Annotated in this window: 14 protein-coding genes; 9 read left to right on the top strand and 5 right to left on the bottom strand. The window is 50.5% G+C overall.

What is annotated here, in order from left to right:
* Positions 1-190 precede the first annotated feature (190 nt).
* Both LCS67_RS07440 and LCS67_RS07435 read right to left on the bottom strand, forming a co-directional pair.
* Positions 191-1,393, bottom strand: coding sequence for a mandelate racemase/muconate lactonizing enzyme family protein (locus LCS67_RS07440; RefSeq protein WP_000705581.1), 1,203 nt, complete (start codon positions 1,391-1,393; stop codon positions 191-193).
* Between the two features lie 14 nt (positions 1,394-1,407).
* Complete coding sequence (locus tag LCS67_RS07435) at positions 1,408-2,733, bottom strand: MFS transporter (RefSeq protein WP_000098085.1); 1,326 nt, start codon at positions 2,731-2,733, stop codon at positions 1,408-1,410.
* A gap of 49 nt (positions 2,734-2,782) precedes the next feature.
* Between LCS67_RS07435 and LCS67_RS07430 the strand changes: the two genes are divergently transcribed.
* The 5 genes from LCS67_RS07430 (at position 2,783) to yfaE (ending at position 8,616) form a co-directional block, all read left to right on the top strand.
* Positions 2,783-3,667 (top strand): GntR family transcriptional regulator, encoded by an 885-nt coding sequence (locus LCS67_RS07430; RefSeq protein WP_000944714.1) that lies wholly within the window; start codon positions 2,783-2,785, stop codon positions 3,665-3,667.
* Positions 3,668-3,749: 82 nt separating this feature from the next.
* Positions 3,750-4,478, top strand: a complete 729-nt coding sequence (ubiG, locus tag LCS67_RS07425) for a bifunctional 2-polyprenyl-6-hydroxyphenol methylase/3-demethylubiquinol 3-O-methyltransferase UbiG (RefSeq protein ID WP_001091009.1) — start codon at positions 3,750-3,752, stop codon at positions 4,476-4,478.
* A gap of 355 nt (positions 4,479-4,833) precedes the next feature.
* A complete protein-coding gene (nrdA, locus tag LCS67_RS07420; RefSeq protein ID WP_001076491.1) occupies positions 4,834-7,119 on the top strand; it encodes a class 1a ribonucleoside-diphosphate reductase subunit alpha in 2,286 nt (761 codons plus the stop codon).
* A 112-nt stretch (positions 7,120-7,231) separates the two neighbouring features.
* Positions 7,232-8,362, top strand: a complete 1,131-nt coding sequence (gene nrdB, locus LCS67_RS07415; RefSeq protein ID WP_000332026.1) for a class Ia ribonucleoside-diphosphate reductase subunit beta — start codon at positions 7,232-7,234, stop codon at positions 8,360-8,362.
* Positions 8,362-8,616 (top strand): ferredoxin-like diferric-tyrosyl radical cofactor maintenance protein YfaE, encoded by a 255-nt coding sequence (gene yfaE / locus LCS67_RS07410; RefSeq protein WP_000533921.1) that lies wholly within the window; start codon positions 8,362-8,364, stop codon positions 8,614-8,616. Before nrdB ends, yfaE begins: the two co-directional genes overlap by 1 nt.
* Before the next feature lies 1 nt (position 8,617).
* On the opposite strand, the gene LCS67_RS07405 is transcribed toward yfaE, so the two are convergent.
* Positions 8,618-9,808, bottom strand: coding sequence for an MFS transporter (locus LCS67_RS07405; RefSeq protein WP_000660247.1), 1,191 nt, complete (start codon positions 9,806-9,808; stop codon positions 8,618-8,620).
* A gap of 161 nt (positions 9,809-9,969) precedes the next feature.
* Between LCS67_RS07405 and LCS67_RS07400 the strand changes: the two genes are divergently transcribed.
* On the top strand, positions 9,970-10,848 hold the full coding sequence (locus tag LCS67_RS07400; protein ID WP_000176719.1) for a LysR family transcriptional regulator: 879 nt from the start codon (positions 9,970-9,972) through the stop codon (positions 10,846-10,848).
* A gap of 115 nt (positions 10,849-10,963) precedes the next feature.
* Here the strand turns inward: LCS67_RS07400 and glpQ are convergent, their stop codons facing one another.
* The gene (gene glpQ / locus LCS67_RS07395) at positions 10,964-12,034 is read right to left on the bottom strand and encodes a glycerophosphodiester phosphodiesterase (protein WP_000858943.1); all 1,071 of its coding nucleotides are present in this window, start codon (positions 12,032-12,034) and stop codon (positions 10,964-10,966) included.
* Between the two features lie 4 nt (positions 12,035-12,038).
* Positions 12,039-13,397 carry a glycerol-3-phosphate transporter gene (gene glpT, locus LCS67_RS07390; protein WP_000948739.1) on the bottom strand — a complete coding sequence of 453 codons (1,359 nt, stop codon included), beginning with the start codon at positions 13,395-13,397 and terminating at the stop codon, positions 12,039-12,041.
* 272 nt (positions 13,398-13,669) lie between these two features.
* Here glpT and glpA point away from each other — a divergent pair, with 272 nt between their 5' ends.
* From glpA to glpC, 3 genes are read left to right on the top strand one after another with little or no spacing between them, the layout of a single operon-like run.
* Positions 13,670-15,298, top strand: a complete 1,629-nt coding sequence (gene glpA / locus LCS67_RS07385) for an anaerobic glycerol-3-phosphate dehydrogenase subunit A (RefSeq protein ID WP_000857205.1) — start codon at positions 13,670-13,672, stop codon at positions 15,296-15,298.
* Positions 15,288-16,547, top strand: coding sequence for a glycerol-3-phosphate dehydrogenase subunit GlpB (gene glpB / locus LCS67_RS07380; RefSeq protein WP_000667162.1), 1,260 nt, complete (start codon positions 15,288-15,290; stop codon positions 16,545-16,547). The genes glpA and glpB overlap by 11 nt, the downstream gene beginning before the upstream one ends.
* Complete coding sequence (gene glpC, locus LCS67_RS07375; protein WP_031569247.1) at positions 16,544-17,734, top strand: anaerobic glycerol-3-phosphate dehydrogenase subunit GlpC; 1,191 nt, start codon at positions 16,544-16,546, stop codon at positions 17,732-17,734. The genes glpB and glpC overlap by 4 nt, the downstream gene beginning before the upstream one ends.
* Positions 17,735-18,081: the final 347 nt, after the last annotated feature.

The raw sequence follows: 18,081 nt of genomic DNA, 5'->3' as shown, positions 1-18,081 counted from the left end.
CCTCCCGTGTATACCCGTCATACTTCAAGTTTCATGTGCGTTGGCAGCGAGTTACTCGGCCCATCCCTGGGCCTCTCCCCGTCGCGGTTAGCGCAAGCGCTGTTCAAGACGGTTAACCATTTTATCCTGCAACTCGAATTATTTAGGGGATATGCCGGGAGGCATAAACCATAATCAGTATCACCAGATGCTATTTAATCACATAGGCCAGGTATTCTTTCACTACCTCATCGTTTAATTCCTGACCCAATCCGGGCTGTTCCGGCGCGACATAATAGCCATTTTCCGGCTGATAATCGTGGGTACAAAGTTCCCGAATAGATGCTTTCATCGCATTGGTATGATGCTCATGAATAATAAAGTTGGGAATTGCTGTTTCCATATGCAGCGCGGCTACCGTGGAAACAGGACCGCCGCAAACATGCACCTGTACAGTGGTGTCATAAATATTAGCATAGTCACAGATTTTCTTTCCTTCGGTAATTCCGCCGCAGAGACACAAATCAGGTTGCGCTACGGCAATAGACTGCTTCTCCAGTAATTCCCTGTATCCCCATCTTGTGTAGGAACGCTCACCAGTGGCGATTGGAATCGTTGTTGAACGGGAAACTTTCTGCATATTATCAGAATTTAATGGATGGATCGGTTCTTCATAAAGAAAGATACGATACTTTTCTATCGCCTTCGCAAATTGAATAGCTGAGTTTGTACCGAGAAGAGAATGGATTTCCACGATAATATCAGCATCATCCCCCATTGCTTCACGCATAGCGGCAATTCGCGCTTCCCCCATTTTTAATTGATCGGCCAGTAACAATCCTGAATAGTTACGATTTTTATTCTGAAAAACACAGTCATCGCCATTACGATCGATTTCGAGTGGATCCACTTTAATCGCATCATATCCATCGTCAAGAGCCGCACGCGCCGCCTCAGCATATTCATCAGGTGTCACTAATATCTGGCGTTTATCCCCCCAACCAAATTGTAACTGACTAGCATAGGTTCTTAATTTTTCATTAGTTTTCCCGCCAAGGAGCTGATAAACAGGTACACCTAAATATTTACCTTTGATATCCCAAAGAGCAATATCAATAGCGCTCATTCCGGCATAAAAAACGTTTCCGCCCCCCATCCCCCAAAAAGTCTTTCTGAAAAAGAACTCCCAAATTTTTTCGATATTTAGTGGATCTTCACCCACAATCAATGGCGCCAGATCTCTGATGATCCCTACGCCAGCTTTAGCGCCTGCGCCATAGGCCAGTCCTACTTCGCCAATACCACTTAATCCTGAGTCGGTATTCACCCGGATAAGTACTGGATTATAGGAGGACATCGTTTGATCTCTTTTTTTTAATTCACAGTCAAAAACTTCAATAGACGTAATTTTCATAATTTCTCCATTTATCAGGTTCGTGATACAACATTTGTTTGTTGGCTTTTTTCTTTTTTCACATCAATTTTCATTAACGCCAGAACGGCTACCGCAGCGAAGCAAAGTATTGCCTCTACAATAAATATCCCTGTCGCACCATAATGAGTAGAAACGAATCCCAGTGACTTATTAATCAGGAATCCGCCAAGACTTGAACATGAGTTAATAAACGCAATGCTGATAGCTAACCCTGACGGCGACAATAATGCAGAAGGCAGCGCCCAGTAAGGTCCGTAATAGCTGAGGATCCCAACACCATAGAACGTTAGCCCCAGCATTCTCAGCGACATTGAGGGGACAAGAGCAATCATCAGAAAACCACAGCCCGCCAGAAACATGGGTAATGCAGCATGCCATTTTCGTTCATTCTTTTTATCGGAATGCCAGCCCCACCAGGGCATGCTGAACATAGCGAAAATAAACGGAATACTCATGATTAAACCAACGTCAGTATCCGTAAAATCAGCTGAAAATCCCTTCACCAACCCCGGCAACCAGTAGTTTGCCGCCAGAGCAGCCGCCTGAATCAACATGTAGGCGAAAGAAAGCTGAAGCAAAACTGGATTTTTGATTACGGAAAGAAAGGATGAGTTGGTATTTTTATTTAATGCAGCTGCGGTTTCATTGTCAGTGCGTAATTTATTAACTAAGGCCGATATCTGCTGTGGCGTAAGCCATTTAGCCTTTTCTGGACTGTCAGGCAGTAAATAAAATGTCAGGATGCCAAGGAATACGGTTGGGATACCTTCAATAGCAAAAAGCCAGCGCCAGCCTTCATAATCCGGGGTATTCAAATGCTCGATGATCCAACCAGACATCGGTGCAGCCAATACCGATGCTACAGCAATAGATAACATGAAGAAACTATTGACTTTTCCGCGTTCACGAGCCGGAAACCAACATGCAAGATAATAAACCATGCCCGGGAAAAAGCCAGCTTCAAATACCCCCAAAAAAATGCGAGCCAGCAAAATATATTGAGTATCTTTAGCAAAAAAAATCAGCCCAGTTACCGCTCCCCAGCCGATAATAATGGAACTAATCCATTTTCTTGCGCCAAGCTTTTGCAAGCCAATGCTACTCGGAATTTGAAAGATTAAATATGATATGAAGAATATAGAAGAAATATTAGCGAAATCCTCAGGCGTAATACCGAGAGATTCATTCATGCGTAATGCAGCAAACCCAATATTGACACGATCCATATAGTTAAAAAAGTAAAGAATAAAGGCCAAAGGAATGATTTTCCTTTTTACAATACGAATTGCATCGTATAAATTTTCTTGTGGACTACTCATTTTGCATCACCTTTTATGATTCAATGAATAAGGGTATTGACCGGAATCGATGTTACGTAAAAAACAATACAATTCAAAAGCTAATGTGTCATATCTGATATATCAGCAAGCAAACTTAATGAAATATACAATAACAACAATAAAGTATGTAAATTTTCTTATATCTGATATATTAGATCCGTTAATTTTGAATAAATTAATTACAATGGAGCCGGGTTTAACCATGGAGGAGAAGAAAATGAAAAATAGATTAAAGCGTGACTTTAGTCACATATCAATTGAAATACCCAAATCCATCACCCAGGTGATTAAAGAGAAAATAAGGGAGATGATTATCCATGGCGATTTCGATCTTGGGCAAGCGATCAGTGAAAATGAACTATCAAATATTCTGATGGTAAGTAAAACACCAATTCGTGAAGCTTTTATTTGGCTGAGCTATAATGAAAACCTGGTCAACATCATTCCCCGCAGTGGGACATTTGTTTTTTCTGTCACCGACGAGGATATCAATGATCTCATCAAAATGAGGGTTATCCTTGAACAGGGCGCAATTCGTGAAGCGATGGAGAAAAATGCTAACAATGTCATAGTCGAATTAAGCAATATTTTATCGAAGTCAGCAAAAATTAATGCAGAGCGAGATACGCAAGCTTATCTCAAACTGGATCATGATTTTCATTATGTTTTTGTGAAATATGCCGATAATAAATACATTTCGCAAGCACACCTGTTGATCTCAGCACGTTTATTGGCAATTCGCTACAGACTGGATTTTACCGCTGAATATATCACCAGCTCTAACCGGGGACATGCCACTATTTTGGATATGTTAAAAAACAACAACGTCGAGGGCGTCTGTAATTTTATCACGCACCACATCGGTAGCGGTTTTACAGAACGCGCAAGAAAACTTCTTGCGCTGAAAGCGTAATAAAGACGGCAGCAGATATAACGCAGCGACTTTGCACCTGCTATACTGCCCCGATAGATCAATAGCGGAATCTCATGTACTCATGAACACTGAAAAACCGTCGGTAGCTCACAACGTTGACCATAATGAAATCGCCAAATTCGAAGCCGTCGCGTCGCGCTGGTGGGATCTGGAGGGCGAATTCAAGCCATTGCATCGCATCAACCCTCTACGCCTTGGCTACATTACTGAACGCTCAGGCGGCCTGTTTGGTAAAAAGGTACTCGACGTCGGCTGCGGCGGCGGCATTCTGGCGGAAAGTATGGCACGCGAAGGCGCAACCGTCACCGGGCTGGATATGGGCTTTGAGCCTTTGCAGGTCGCCAAACTGCATGCGCTGGAAAGCGGCATCGAGGTAGAGTACGTGCAGGAGACGGTTGAGGAACATGCGGCAAAACACGCTCAGCAATACGACGTCGTCACCTGTATGGAAATGCTGGAGCACGTTCCCGATCCGCAATCGGTCGTCCACGCCTGCGCCCAACTGGTTAAACCCGGCGGCGAGGTGTTCTTCTCAACGTTGAACCGCAATGGGAAATCCTGGCTGATGGCGGTCGTCGGCGCTGAGTATATTCTGCGCATGGTGCCAAAAGGCACGCACGACGTGAAGAAATTCATTAAGCCTGCTGAACTGTTAAGCTGGGTAGATGAAACCGTCCTGAAAGAGCAACATATCACCGGACTGCACTACAACCCGATAACCAATACTTTCAAACTCGGTCCCGGAGTAGACGTTAACTATATGTTGCATACCCGCGCTAAAAAAGCCTGACATCAAAGAATTTTCCTATAAGGGTTGCGTTAGATCATCGGGCGCAACCTTTCTCTTCGATGAAGAAATCAGCATTCGATCAAATTTTGATTTTTTTTTATGAATTGTTGACATCCTCTCCAGGCCTTATCAGACGCGCATTTAGCGATTCTTACGCTTTTACAACCGCAATTTAACGCCAAAATCAACTCTTGTACTCAAAAGAATCCCTACTAGAATACTCACCATATAGCGTTTCACTTATCGATTACCCCCTATATATAGTATTTATCCACAGAGTTAGTCACAACGTGACGTTGTGGATAAGCGGGGGGATATTTTTCTTTCACGGACAGGTAAACAGGTAGAAAACCACATGAATCAGAGTCTGCTGGTGACAAAGCGTGACGGCCGTACTGAGCGCATCAATCTCGACAAAATTCATCGCGTGCTTGATTGGGCGGCAGAAGGACTGAATAACGTATCGGTTTCTCAGGTCGAGCTACGCTCGCATATTCAGTTTTATGATGGGATTAAGACCTCCGATATCCATGAAACTATCATTAAGGCCGCCGCAGACCTGATCTCTCGCGATGCGCCGGATTATCAATACCTGGCTGCGCGTCTGGCGATTTTCCACCTGCGTAAGAAAGCCTTCGGCCAGTTTGAGCCGCCCGCACTTTACCACCATGTGGTAAAAATGGTTGAGCTTGGCAAATACGACAATCATCTGCTGGAAGACTACACGGAAGAAGAGTTCAAGCAGATGGATTCGTTTATCGTTCACGATCGCGATATGACCTTCTCCTACGCTGCCGTTAAGCAGCTGGAAGGGAAATATCTGGTGCAAAACCGCGTGACCGGCGAAATCTATGAAAGCGCGCAGTTCCTCTACATTCTGGTAGCGGCCTGCCTGTTCTCTAACTACCCGCGTGAAACGCGTCTTGACTATGTAAAACGTTTTTACGATGCGGTCTCTACGTTCAAAATCTCGCTGCCGACGCCCATCATGTCCGGTGTGCGTACCCCAACCCGGCAGTTCAGCTCCTGCGTACTGATCGAGTGTGGCGACAGTCTGGATTCCATCAACGCCACCTCCAGCGCTATCGTGAAATACGTTTCTCAGCGCGCCGGTATCGGTATCAACGCGGGACGCATTCGTGCGCTGGGCAGCCCGATTCGCGGCGGCGAAGCCTTCCACACCGGCTGTATTCCGTTCTACAAGCACTTCCAGACGGCGGTGAAATCCTGTTCGCAGGGCGGCGTGCGCGGCGGCGCGGCGACACTGTTCTACCCGATGTGGCACCTGGAAGTGGAAAGCCTGCTGGTACTGAAAAACAACCGTGGCGTGGAAGGCAACCGCGTACGTCACATGGACTACGGCGTACAGATCAACAAACTGATGTATACCCGCCTGCTGAAGGGCGGCGACATTACGTTGTTCAGTCCGTCCGATGTACCCGGGCTATACGATGCGTTCTTCGCCGACCAGGACGAATTCGAACGCCTGTACGTGAAATATGAAAACGACGACAGCATCCGCAAACAGCGTGTGAAAGCGGTCGAACTGTTCTCGCTGATGATGCAGGAACGCGCCTCTACCGGTCGTATCTATATCCAGAACGTTGACCACTGCAATACTCACAGTCCGTTCGATCCGGTTGTCGCCCCGGTACGCCAGTCTAACCTGTGTCTGGAGATTGCCCTGCCGACCAAACCGCTGCACGATGTCAACGATGAAAACGGCGAAATTGCGTTGTGTACGCTGTCTGCATTCAACTTGGGCGCCATTAAAACTCTGGACGAGCTGGAAGAACTGGCTATTCTGGCAGTACGCGCTTTGGATGCTCTGCTCGATTATCAGGATTACCCGATTCCGGCTGCCAAACGCGGCGCAATGGGCCGTCGTACGCTGGGCATTGGCGTGATTAACTTCGCCTACTGGCTGGCGAAAAACGGTAAACGTTATTCCGACGGCAGCGCCAATAATCTGACGCATAAAACCTTCGAAGCCATTCAATACTATCTGCTTAAAGCGTCCAACGAACTGGCGAAAGAGCAAGGCGCCTGCCCATGGTTCAACGAAACCACCTATGCAAAAGGCATTTTGCCGATCGACACCTACAAAAAAGATCTGGATGCGATCGTCAACGAACCGCTGCACTACGACTGGGAACAGCTGCGTGAGTCGATCAAAACCCACGGTCTGCGTAACTCCACGCTATCGGCGCTAATGCCGTCGGAAACGTCGTCCCAGATCTCCAACGCCACCAACGGCATTGAGCCGCCGCGCGGCTACGTCAGCATCAAGGCCTCGAAAGACGGTATTTTGCGTCAGGTCGTGCCGGATTATGAGCATCTGAAAGACGCTTACGAACTGTTGTGGGAGATGCCGAACAACGACGGTTATCTGCAACTGGTGGGTATCATGCAGAAGTTTATCGATCAGTCGATTTCCGCCAATACCAACTACGATCCGTCACGTTTCCCGTCAGGAAAAGTGCCGATGCAGCAACTGCTGAAAGATTTGCTCACCGCGTATAAGTTTGGCGTGAAAACTCTGTACTATCAAAATACCCGCGACGGCGCGGAAGATGCGCAGGACGATTTGGCGCCTTCTATTCAGGACGATGGCTGCGAAAGCGGCGCTTGTAAGATCTGATGAATAGTGCCGGGTAGCGCTATGCTTACCCGGCCTACGATTGTACGGTTTGTAGGCCGGATAAGGCGCTTGCGCCGCCATCCGGCGCTCATCCCATAAAGGATTCACTTCAATGGCATACACCACTTTTTCACAGACGAAAAACGATCAGCTCAAGGAACCCATGTTCTTTGGCCAGCCGGTCAACGTTGCACGCTATGACCAGCAGAAATATGACATCTTCGAAAAACTGATCGAAAAACAGCTCTCTTTCTTCTGGCGTCCGGAAGAGGTCGACGTCTCCCGCGATCGTATCGATTATCAGGCGTTGCCGGAGCACGAAAAACATATCTTCATCAGCAACCTCAAATACCAGACGCTGCTGGATTCCATTCAGGGACGTAGCCCGAACGTCGCCCTGCTGCCGCTCATTTCCATCCCGGAGCTGGAGACGTGGGTAGAGACCTGGGCGTTTTCTGAGACGATTCACTCACGATCCTACACCCACATTATTCGTAACATCGTCAACGATCCGGCGGTCGTGTTTGACGATATCGTGACCAATGAGCAAATTCAGAAGCGCGCCGAAGGGATCTCCGCCTACTACGACGAACTTATTGAGATGACCAGTTACTGGCATCTGCTCGGTGAAGGCACCCATACCGTTAATGGCAAAACGGTTGTCGTAAATCTGCGTGAGCTGAAGAAAAAACTGTATCTGTGCCTGATGAGCGTGAACGCGCTGGAAGCCATCCGCTTCTACGTCAGCTTCGCCTGCTCTTTCGCATTTGCCGAGCGTGAACTGATGGAAGGCAACGCCAAAATTATCCGTCTGATCGCCCGTGACGAAGCTCTGCATCTGACCGGCACGCAACATATGCTGAACCTGTTGCGTAGCGGCGTGGACGACCCGGAGATGGCGGAAATCGCCGAAGAGTGTAAACAGGAATGTTATGACCTGTTCGTGCAGGCGGCGCAGCAGGAAAAAGAGTGGGCGGACTATCTGTTCCGCGACGGTTCGATGATCGGCCTGAATAAAGATATCCTGTGTCAATACGTTGAATATATTACTAATATTCGTATGCAGGCGGTAGGGCTGGATCTGCCGTTCCAGACCCGCTCCAACCCAATCCCGTGGATCAATACCTGGCTGGTGTCCGATAACGTTCAGGTCGCGCCACAGGAAGTGGAAGTTAGCTCTTATCTGGTCGGACAAATCGATTCGGAAGTCGATACCGACGATCTGAGTAATTTCCAGCTCTGATGGGACGCGTCACGCTGCGTATCACTGGCACACAACTGCTGTGCCAGGATGAACACCCTTCTCTGCTGGCCGCGCTGGAATCGCATAACGTTGAGGTGGAGTATCAGTGCCGCGAAGGATATTGCGGCTCCTGTCGTACCCGGCTGGTTGCCGGTCAGGTTGACTGGATTACGGAACCTTTAGCGTTTATCCAGCCGGGAGAGATTTTGCCCTGCTGCTGCAGGGCAAAAGGCGATATCGAAATCGAGATGTAACTCAGTGCAACTCGCTGGTGGAAACCAAAGGCATCACGCCACGTTTTTTCATCTGCACGGCATACAGAGCGCCAGCGAGTACCACCAGCACCGCGCCAGCGACATAAATCATACGATAGCCAACCGACTCAACCATCATTCCCATGATAAAGGCGCCAATCGCCATTCCGGCATCCATCGCGTTAAAGAACAGTGAATTCGCCACGCCGATTTTATGCGGTTCAACCGAGCTGATAATTTGCGTCTGGAAAACCGGCGTGACCGAACCGTAGCCGATACCGATGAGACCGCCGGAAATAATCATCATGATGCTGCCATTGGTGTAGCCCAGCGCCACCAGACCGATGGTAAAAGCCAACAGACATGGGAAAACAACGTATTTCGGCCCTTTTTTATCACAAATATTCCCGGTGAAGGTACGGCATATCATCAGGAAAATCGCGTAGCACAGCAGGAAATTACTGGCCGCCGCCATTAAATCCAGCTCACGCGCATACAGCGCCAGGAAAGCCGATACGCCGGCATAGGAGAAAGTCATAAAAAAGGTGACCAGCGCAAAAGGCAAGGCGGCGCGGTCAAACATCGCGGCAAAACCCAGATTCGGCTTCGAACCATCGGCATGACGAATTACCGGAGGGACCGTCACAATCAGAGAAAGCACAATCCCTAACGCCGCTACAGCGGAACAAAGCCAGAATGCGGCAGTGAACGCGTTCCAGCGGGCCATATTCAAACCGATCCACGGTCCGACGACCATCGCCAGGCCCATCGCTAAAGAGAAAAAGCTGATGCCCTCTCCACGTCGGGAGGCCGGAATTAACCGCGCTGAAATAGTTCCTTTTACCGTGGTAATAACACCAAACGTAATCCCATGAAGTACGCGGATAAAGAGCAGCGACTCGATAGAATGGCAAACCGGATACAGCGCGGTAATCACCAAAAAAGCCAGAGAAGAGAGCACCAGAATCTTTTTATTCGAATATTTTCCCACCCACTGTCCGGCAAATGGCCGAATAACAATTGCCGCGGCCAGGAAACATGTCACTAACAGCCCGGCCTTATCTGCAGAAGCATGCAGGCGGTCAGCGATATAAATGGGTAATAAAGTTAGCAGTACATAAAAAACAAAAAAGATAATAAAACTGACTATGGTGATTGCCCAAAAATCCTTCGTCCATAATTTTTCTTTCATTCTTAACGACCCGTTCAGATGGCGCACGCAGGCAACGCTCAGCTCAACTGAACACCTATCAGGTGCGTCAAAATGTGATGTATTCGATAGAATCACAGTATAAACAAGTGCACTCTATTAGGAAAATTAATCGTTTTAATTATATTGATTAGGTTTTACTAATGACACTAACCCAAATCCACGCCCTGCTTGCCGTACTGGAGTACGGCGGATTTACCGAAGCCAGCAAACGGCTATACATGACGCAATCCGCCGTCAGCCAGGCCATCTCCGCGCTTGAGGAGGAGCTCGGCGTTGACATATTGATTCGTGAGCGTCGTAAAGAGATTGAGCTTACCGCCGCCGGTAGCCGCATCGTCAGGCACTTACGCGCGATCCAGCGCGACGTCAACGCGGTAAAAGAGATTGCCGAACAAGAAAAAAAGAACCCGGCCCGTACGCTACGGATTGGCTGTTTTCCCAGCGCCTGCGCCTGCATTTTACCCGGCGTCATTCGCTATTTTGAAAGCCATCATCCAAATGTAAAAATTATCCCCTATGAAGAGAACAGTACGGCTATTATTGATTCGCTGCAGGACGGAAGTATTGATGCCGGTTTCGTTCCTTTTCCGGTCAACGGTATGTATTGCGTCCCCATTTACCGGGATAAATTCACCGTAGTGGTGCCTGAAAATCATCCCCTGGCGGCCAATAGTACAGTAACGGTTGAAGAACTGATGGACGAACCCCTTATTGTCAGTAAAGGTCGTTATGAATTAAGCATTATGGCGTTGTTTAAAGAAAAGGGTATTGAGCCGATATTTAAATATGAATTTAACCATCCCGATACTGCGCTGAATTTTATTCGCCAGGGATTAGGTATCGCCTTATTGCCAGAATTAACCTTAAAAGCCACGACAGGAAAATTATGTTCCGTGGCGCTGGAACCCACCTTTTATCGACAAATTTCCCTGTTAGCAAAAGAACCGCCAGTAGAAGGAAGCCCGCTATTTTTATTACAAAAATGTATGGAAACACTGACCGATGAGGGGTTGCTATAAAACAACACCGCCTGATGGCATTGCGTTTACCAGACTTACGCTGGCAAACGTTGCGCCAGGCCGGATGAGGCGTTTATGGCCTCATCCGGCGCGTCACTTCGACTATGGCAAACCTTTAGTCATTTTTTTGCAGGAACATGACCGCCTTATCCGGGAAGTCAGTGAACAGCCCGTCGACGCCCGCCTTGTTATACAGGATGTCGTACAACTGATTGACGTCTGTGGCATAGTCCGGCAATTGATCGGCACGCACAGTGTAAGGATGCACTACCATCTTATTCTGATGCGCGTCTTGCACCATTCCAGTCAGCTTGATATTCCCTTTCGTTGAGCCTTCCGCGACCAGCATATGGTAATCCGGACCAATACCGTCCGCATATTCCGCCACCTGCTTCATAGCGCCCGGCTTAAACATCCAGTCGTAGTTGTAATTTACCCAACGACCGTCCGGCTGTTTCTGCTGTGTTTCATTCCAGTCGGTATACGCAATAAGTTGAACCAGATTGAGATCCATCCCCATTTTGGGTTCCAGTTCATTCTTAATACGTTTCAGTTCAGCGACATCAAAACACTGCAAATAGACATTGTCCTGCTTGCCGGTGTAACCATACTTCTTCAGCACTTCCAGCGTTTTCGCGGCAATATCTTTCCCTTCCTGATGATGGAACCACGGCGCTTTAATTTCCGGATAAATACCGATATTTTTACCGGTAGAGTGATTTAATCCCTGAACGAATTCAATTTCCTCTTCAAAGGTATGAATGCGGAAATCAGATTTTCCCATCGGGAAACGGCCCGGATAAGTTTGTACTTTTTTGCCGTTTTCAATATCAAACCCTTCGGTAAACTTCAGGGATTTAATTTCATCCAGCGTAAAATCGATAGCGTAATAGCGCCCATCTTTACGCGCCCGGTCCGGAAAACGGTCAGCGACGTCAGTCACCCGGTCAAGGTAGTGGTCATGGAGGACGACCAGATGGTCGTCCTTTGTCATCACTAAATCTTGTTCCAGATAATCTGCCCCTTGCGCATACGCCATCGCTTTCGCCGGTAGCGTATGCTCCGGCAGATAACCGCTGGCGCCACGGTGGGCGATAACGACTTTTTCAGCCGCCACGGCACAGCTTCCGATGGCCATTCCTGCCAACATCAACGCCACGCTAAGGTTTTTCAGTGTGGTTTTCATGTTATTAGCCTCCGTTGCGTTTTAACTGCAGCTCATCATGATGGCGTTTTTCGCCAATCATCACGACCACCAGCAGGATTACCGCCAGAATGCTGCCGCCAATCATCACCATAAAGCCGCCATCCCAACCGAAGAAGTCAACGGTATAACCCACAATGGCGCTTGCAGCGACAGAACCGCCCAGGTAACCAAACAGACCGGTGAAGCCCGCCGCCGTACCCGCCGCTTTTTTCGGCGCCAGTTCCAGCGCGTGCAGACCGATCAACATTACCGGGCCGTAGATCAGGAAGCCGATGATAATCATACAAGCCATATCAACGTTCGGGTTTCCTGCCGGGTTCATCCAGTAAACGATGGTCGCGATAGTCACCAGGGTCATAAAGAACACGCCCGTCGCACCGCGGTTGCCGCGGAAGACTTTATCCGACATCCAGCCACACAGCAGCGTGCCCGGAATACCCGCGTATTCATACAGGAAATATGCCCAGGAGGATTTATCCAGTGCGAAATGCTTCACTTCTTTCAGGTAGGTCGGCGACCAGTCGAGGATGCCGTAGCGCAGCAGATAAACAAACACGTTGGCGATGGCGATGTACCACAACAGTTTGTTTGGCAGTACGTACTGCATGAAGATCTGCTTCGCAGTCAGCTCTTCTTCCGCTTTTTCGTTGTAGTCATCCGGATAGTCGTTTTTATACTCTTCGATAGGCGGCAGACCGCAGGATTGCGGCGTATCGCGCATCATTGCGAAAGCGAACAGCGCCACCACAATCGCGCCAAAGGCTGGCATATAGAGCGCCGCTTTCCAGTCGTTAAACCACGCCATCCCCAGCAGGAACAGCAGTGGCGGGATCCCGCCGCCGACGTTATGCGCACAGTTCCAGACCGACACAATGCCGCCGCGCTCTTTCTGCGACCACCAGTGAACCATCGTACGTCCGCACGGCGGCCACCCCATCCCCTGGAACCAGCCGCAAAGGAACAACAGCACAAACATCACGGCGATGCTGGATGTCGCCCACGGTACAAAGCCCATAAACAACATGACTGCTGCGGCCAGAATCAACCCTGCCGGCAGAAAAACGCGCGGATTCGAGCGATCGGACACCGAACCCATTATAAATTTCGAAAAACCATAAGCGATGGAAATCCCGGACAGCGCAAAGCCCAGATCGCCGCGTGAAAAACCCTGTTCTACCAGGTAGGGCATCGCGAGGGCAAAGTTCTTGCGCACCAGATAATACGCGGCATAGCCAAAGAATATCCCCAGGAAAATCTGCCAGCGTAATCGGCGATAGGTCGGATCAATCTCCGCCGCTGGCAAGCGCGCTTTATGCGGCGCTGGTTTAAAAATACTCAACATATTGTAGCCTCCGTGGCCCGTATTTTATTTAGAGGTAAACACCGCAGTTTGTTCAAACAACCCCGCTGCTCCCAGTGTGGCCGCGATGTTAAGTAAAGATACGTCACGTTAATGTGAATTACAGCACATATTGTTACAGTTTTATGACTAATGTTCAGAAAGGCGCACGAAATCACGTTTCATTTTCGAATAGTGAGCGATTATGCGCGAAATCAAACATTCCATATGATTTGTATGGCTAAATGATAAAAAACGAACTGTGAGGAAAAACAATGAAAACTCGCGACTCGCAAGCAAGTGACGTGATTATCATTGGCGGTGGAGCAACAGGCGCAGGGATCGCCCGCGACTGCGCGCTGCGCGGTTTACGTGTCATTCTGGTGGAGCGGCATGATATAGCGACCGGCGCGACCGGGCGTAACCACGGGCTGCTGCACAGCGGCGCTCGTTATGCGGTTACCGACGCGGAATCCGCGCGCGAGTGCATTAGTGAAAACCAGATTTTAAAACGGATCGCCCGCCATTGCGTCGAACCGACGGATGGTCTGTTTATTACGTTGCCGGAAGATGATCTTGCGTTTCAGGCCACCTTTATTCGCGCCTGTGAAGCGGCAGGCATTCGCGCTGAAGCCATCGATCCGCAGCAGGCTCGCATCATCGAACCTTCCGTTAACCCTGCGCTCATCGGTGCGGTAAAAGTGCCGGATGGCACCGTGGACCCTTTCCGCCTTACCGCCGCCAATATGCTGGATGCCAGAGAACATGGCGCAATCGTGTTAACGGCGCATGAAGTGACCGGGCTCATTCGTGAAGGCGCAACGGTCTGCGGCGTCCATGTGCGCAACCATCTCACTGGCGAAACCCAGACGCTTCACGCGCCGGTGGTGGTCAATGCGGCAGGTATCTGGGGGCAACGGATCGCCGAATACGCCGACCTGAGTATTCGCATGTTCCCGGCGAAAGGCTCGCTGTTGATCATGGACCATCGGATCAACCAGCATGTCATTAACCGCTGCCGGAAACCATCGGATGCCGACATTCTGGTACCTGGCGATACGATTTCACTGATCGGCACCACCTCTACCCATATTGATTACAATGAGATAGACAGCAACCGCGTCACCGCAGATGAAGTCGATATCCTGCTGCGTGAAGGGGAAAAACTGGCCCCTGTCATGGCGAAGACGCGTATTCTGCGCGCGTATTCCGGCGTCCGCCCGCTGGTGGCCAGCGATGACGATCCCAGCGGTCGTAACGTCAGCCGCGGTATTGTGTTGTTCGACCACGCCGAACGCGACGGGCTTGATGGCTTCATTACCATTACCGGCGGGAAGCTAATGACGTACCGCCTGATGGCGGAATGGGCGACCGACGCCGTGTGCCGCAAGTTGGGCAATACTCGCCCCTGCATCACGGCGGATACGCCGTTGCCTGGCTCAAAAGAGTCTACGGAACATACGCTGAAACGCATTATCTCGCTTCCCGCGCCGCTACGCGGATCGGCGGTTTATCGGCATGGCGATCGCACGCCGGGGTGGCTGAGCGAAGGCCGCCAACACCGTAGCCTGGTCTGTGAATGCGAGGCCGTCACGGCGGGAGAAGTGCAGTATGCCGTCGAAAACTTAACCGTGAATAGCCTGCTGGATCTGCGTCGTCGCACCCGCGTAGGGATGGGCACTTGCCAGGGCGAGCTGTGCGCCTGCCGCGCGGCCGGGCTATTGCAGCGTTTTAATGTGACGACCGCGGCGCAATCTATTACGCAACTCTCTGAATTTCTGAATGAGCGCTGGAAAGGCGTACAACCTGTCGCCTGGGGAGACGCGCTGCGCGAAAGCGAATTCACGCGCTGGGTTTATCAGGGATTATGCGGTCTGGAGAAGGAGCACCAGGATGAAATTTGATACGGTTATTATGGGCGGCGGTCTCGCCGGTTTGCTGTGCGGACTGCAACTCCAGCAGCATGGATTACGCTGCGCCATCGTCACCCGCGGACAAAGCGCGCTGCATTTTTCCTCCGGCTCGCTGGATCTACTCAGCACTCTGCCCGACGGCCAACCGGTGACCGACATTACCGCCGGGCTTGATGCACTGCGCCGCCAGGCGCCTGAACATCCTTATTCACGTTTGGGCGCGCAAAAAGTCCTTACGCTGGCGCAACAGGCGCAAACGCTACTTAACGCCAGCGGCGCGCAGTTATACGGCGACGTACAGCAGGCGCACCAGCGTGTCACGCCGCTTGGCACATTGCGTTCAACCTGGCTTAGCTCGCCGGAAGTACCGGTCTGGCCGTTATCCGCACAGCGAATTTGCGTCGTCGGCGTTAGCGGATTACTGGATTTCCAGGCGCACCTTGCGGCAGCGTCGCTGCGCCAACGCGACCTCAACGTGGAAACCGCAGAAATCGACCTTCCGGAACTGGACGTACTGCGTGATAACCCGACGGAATTTCGCGCGGTCAATATTGCGCGTCTGCTTGATAACGAAGAAAAATGGCCGCTGCTGTACGACGCGCTGTCGCCAATAGCGACAAACTGCGACATGATCATCATGCCCGCCTGTTTCGGGCTGGCGAACGATACGCTGTGGCGCTGGCTTAACGAACGTCTGCCCTGCGCGCTCACGCTGCTGCCGACGCTGCCGCCATCGGTGCTCGGTATTCGTCTGCACAATCAGCTCCAGCGCCAGTTTGTCCGTCAGGGCGGCATCTGGATGCCGGGCGATGAAGTGAAGAAAGTCACCTGCCGTCGCGGTACCGTGAGCGAAATATGGACCCGCAACCATGCCGATATCCCACTGCGCCCGCGTTTTGCCGTACTTGCCAGCGGTAGCTTCTTTAGTAGCGGTCTGGTTGCCGAGCGCGAAGGGATCCGCGAACCTATTTTAGGGCTCGACGTACAGCAAACGGCCACCCGCGCCGAATGGTATCAACAACATTTCTTCGACCCACAGCCCTGGCAGCAGTTTGGCGTCGTGACGGATGACGCCTTCCGCCCCTCCCTTGCGGGCAACACGGTAGAAAATCTGTATGCAATAGGTTCTGTGCTGGCGGGATTCGATCCTATAGCTGAGGGATGCGGCGGCGGTGTCTGCGCAGTCAGCGCCCTCCAGGCCGCGCACCATATCGCTGAGCGTGCAGGAGAACAGCAATGAGCGACACACGTTTTGAAAGTTGTATTAAATGTACGGTGTGCACCACCGCGTGCCCGGTCAGCCGCGTTAATCCTGGCTACCCTGGCCCTAAACAGGCCGGACCGGATGGCGAACGCCTGCGTCTGAAAGACGGCGCGCTGTATGATGAGGCGCTGAAATATTGCATTAACTGCAAACGGTGTGAGGTCGCCTGTCCGTCGGACGTGAAGATTGGCGATATCATCCAGCGCGCCCGCGCGAAATACGATACGACGCGCCCGTCATTGCGTAACTTTATTCTCAGCCATACCGATCTGATGGGCAGCGTTTCAACGCCGTTCGCGCCGGTGGTCAATACCGCCACCGCATTAAAGCCAGTGCGCCAGTTGCTTGATTACGCGCTCAAAATCGATCATCGCCGCACCTTACCAAAATACTCTTTCGGCACCTTCCGCCGCTGGTATCGTAGCGTGGCGGCGCAGCAGACTAAATACAAAGATCAGGTCGCCTTTTTCCATGGCTGTTTTGTGAATTACAACCATCCGCAGCTCGGAAAAGATCTGATTAAGGTGCTGAACGCAATGGGTACCGGCGTACAGTTACTGAGTAAAGAGAAGTGTTGCGGCGTACCGCTGATCGCTAACGGTTTTACGGATAAAGCTCGCAAGCAGGCTATCAGCAATGTGGAGTCGCTACGCGAGGCGATTGCCGTCAAAGGTATTCCGGTCATCGCCACGTCATCCACCTGTACGTTTGCGTTGCGCGATGAATATCCTGAAGTGCTGGACGTGGACAACGCCGGGCTGCGCGAACATATCGAGCTGGCCACCCGCTGGCTATGGCGCAAACTGGATGCCGGGAAAACGCTGCCGCTTAATCCTTTGCCGCTGAAAGTGGTCTACCATACGCCGTGTCATATGGAAAAAATGGGCTGGACGCTTTACACGCTTGAACTATTGCGGCAAATTCCGGGGCTTGAATTGACGGTACTTGATTCACAGTGCTGCGGCATTGCCGGTACGTATGGATTTAAAAAGGAAAACTATCCGACATCACAGTCCATCGGCGCGCCGCTGTTCCGCCAGATTGAAGAGAGCGGCGCCGACATTGTCGTCACCGATTGTGAAACCTGTAAGTGGCAAATTGAGATGTCTACAAGCAAACGCTGCGAACACCCCATTACGCTACTCGCCCAGGCGCTCGGCTAAGTAAAAAGCGCCGGAGCCCCTCCGGCGCCATTACCCTACTCACCAGGGCCGATTTTCCATCAGACATATACCCTTCATACTTCAAGTTGCTTACGTGTTGGCTAAGGATTATTTTGGGTATAAACGCGGATGTCTCTTTGCAATAACCTGCCCTATTTGGTTAACCATGACCGCTAACCCACGGTGGCATGACAGATAACGACGTTACTGTTTATAGAGCAATATCTCTTGTATCGACGCGTTACCAGCCTCCTTTAAAGAGGGAGATAACTGAATATCTCCGATAATAATTGAGTGCTATGTGAATAATAATAAAATCAGGTCTATGCCTGATTTAATATATCCCC

Origin of the sequence: Salmonella sp. A7 (assembly GCF_020181675.1) — a bacterium.
Lineage (GTDB): Bacteria > Pseudomonadota > Gammaproteobacteria > Enterobacterales > Enterobacteriaceae > Salmonella > Salmonella enterica.
Note: the sequence above shows the minus strand (reverse complement) of the source record. Positions and strands in the feature narration are given on the sequence as shown.

What these genes read in the sequence shown, in the direction of transcription:
- glpQ (WP_000858943.1), bottom strand. Translation starts at nt 12,034, where the DNA reads ATGAAAACCACACTGAAAAACCTTAGCGTGGCGTTGATGTTGGCAGGA.
- LCS67_RS07435 (WP_000098085.1), bottom strand. Translation starts at nt 2,733, where the DNA reads ATGAGTAGTCCACAAGAAAATTTATACGATGCAATTCGTATTGTAAAA.
- nrdA (WP_001076491.1), top strand. Translation starts at nt 4,834, where the DNA reads ATGAATCAGAGTCTGCTGGTGACAAAGCGTGACGGCCGTACTGAGCGC.
- LCS67_RS07405 (WP_000660247.1), bottom strand. Translation starts at nt 9,808, where the DNA reads ATGAAAGAAAAATTATGGACGAAGGATTTTTGGGCAATCACCATAGTC.
- nrdB (WP_000332026.1), top strand. Translation starts at nt 7,232, where the DNA reads ATGGCATACACCACTTTTTCACAGACGAAAAACGATCAGCTCAAGGAA.
- LCS67_RS07400 (WP_000176719.1), top strand. Translation starts at nt 9,970, where the DNA reads ATGACACTAACCCAAATCCACGCCCTGCTTGCCGTACTGGAGTACGGC.
- LCS67_RS07440 (WP_000705581.1), bottom strand. Translation starts at nt 1,393, where the DNA reads ATGAAAATTACGTCTATTGAAGTTTTTGACTGTGAATTAAAAAAAAGA.
- glpC (WP_031569247.1), top strand. Translation starts at nt 16,544, where the DNA reads ATGAGCGACACACGTTTTGAAAGTTGTATTAAATGTACGGTGTGCACC.
- glpB (WP_000667162.1), top strand. Translation starts at nt 15,288, where the DNA reads ATGAAATTTGATACGGTTATTATGGGCGGCGGTCTCGCCGGTTTGCTG.
- yfaE (WP_000533921.1), top strand. Translation starts at nt 8,362, where the DNA reads ATGGGACGCGTCACGCTGCGTATCACTGGCACACAACTGCTGTGCCAG.
- LCS67_RS07430 (WP_000944714.1), top strand. Translation starts at nt 2,783, where the DNA reads ATGTTACGTAAAAAACAATACAATTCAAAAGCTAATGTGTCATATCTG.
- glpA (WP_000857205.1), top strand. Translation starts at nt 13,670, where the DNA reads ATGAAAACTCGCGACTCGCAAGCAAGTGACGTGATTATCATTGGCGGT.
- glpT (WP_000948739.1), bottom strand. Translation starts at nt 13,397, where the DNA reads ATGTTGAGTATTTTTAAACCAGCGCCGCATAAAGCGCGCTTGCCAGCG.
- ubiG (WP_001091009.1), top strand. Translation starts at nt 3,750, where the DNA reads ATGAACACTGAAAAACCGTCGGTAGCTCACAACGTTGACCATAATGAA.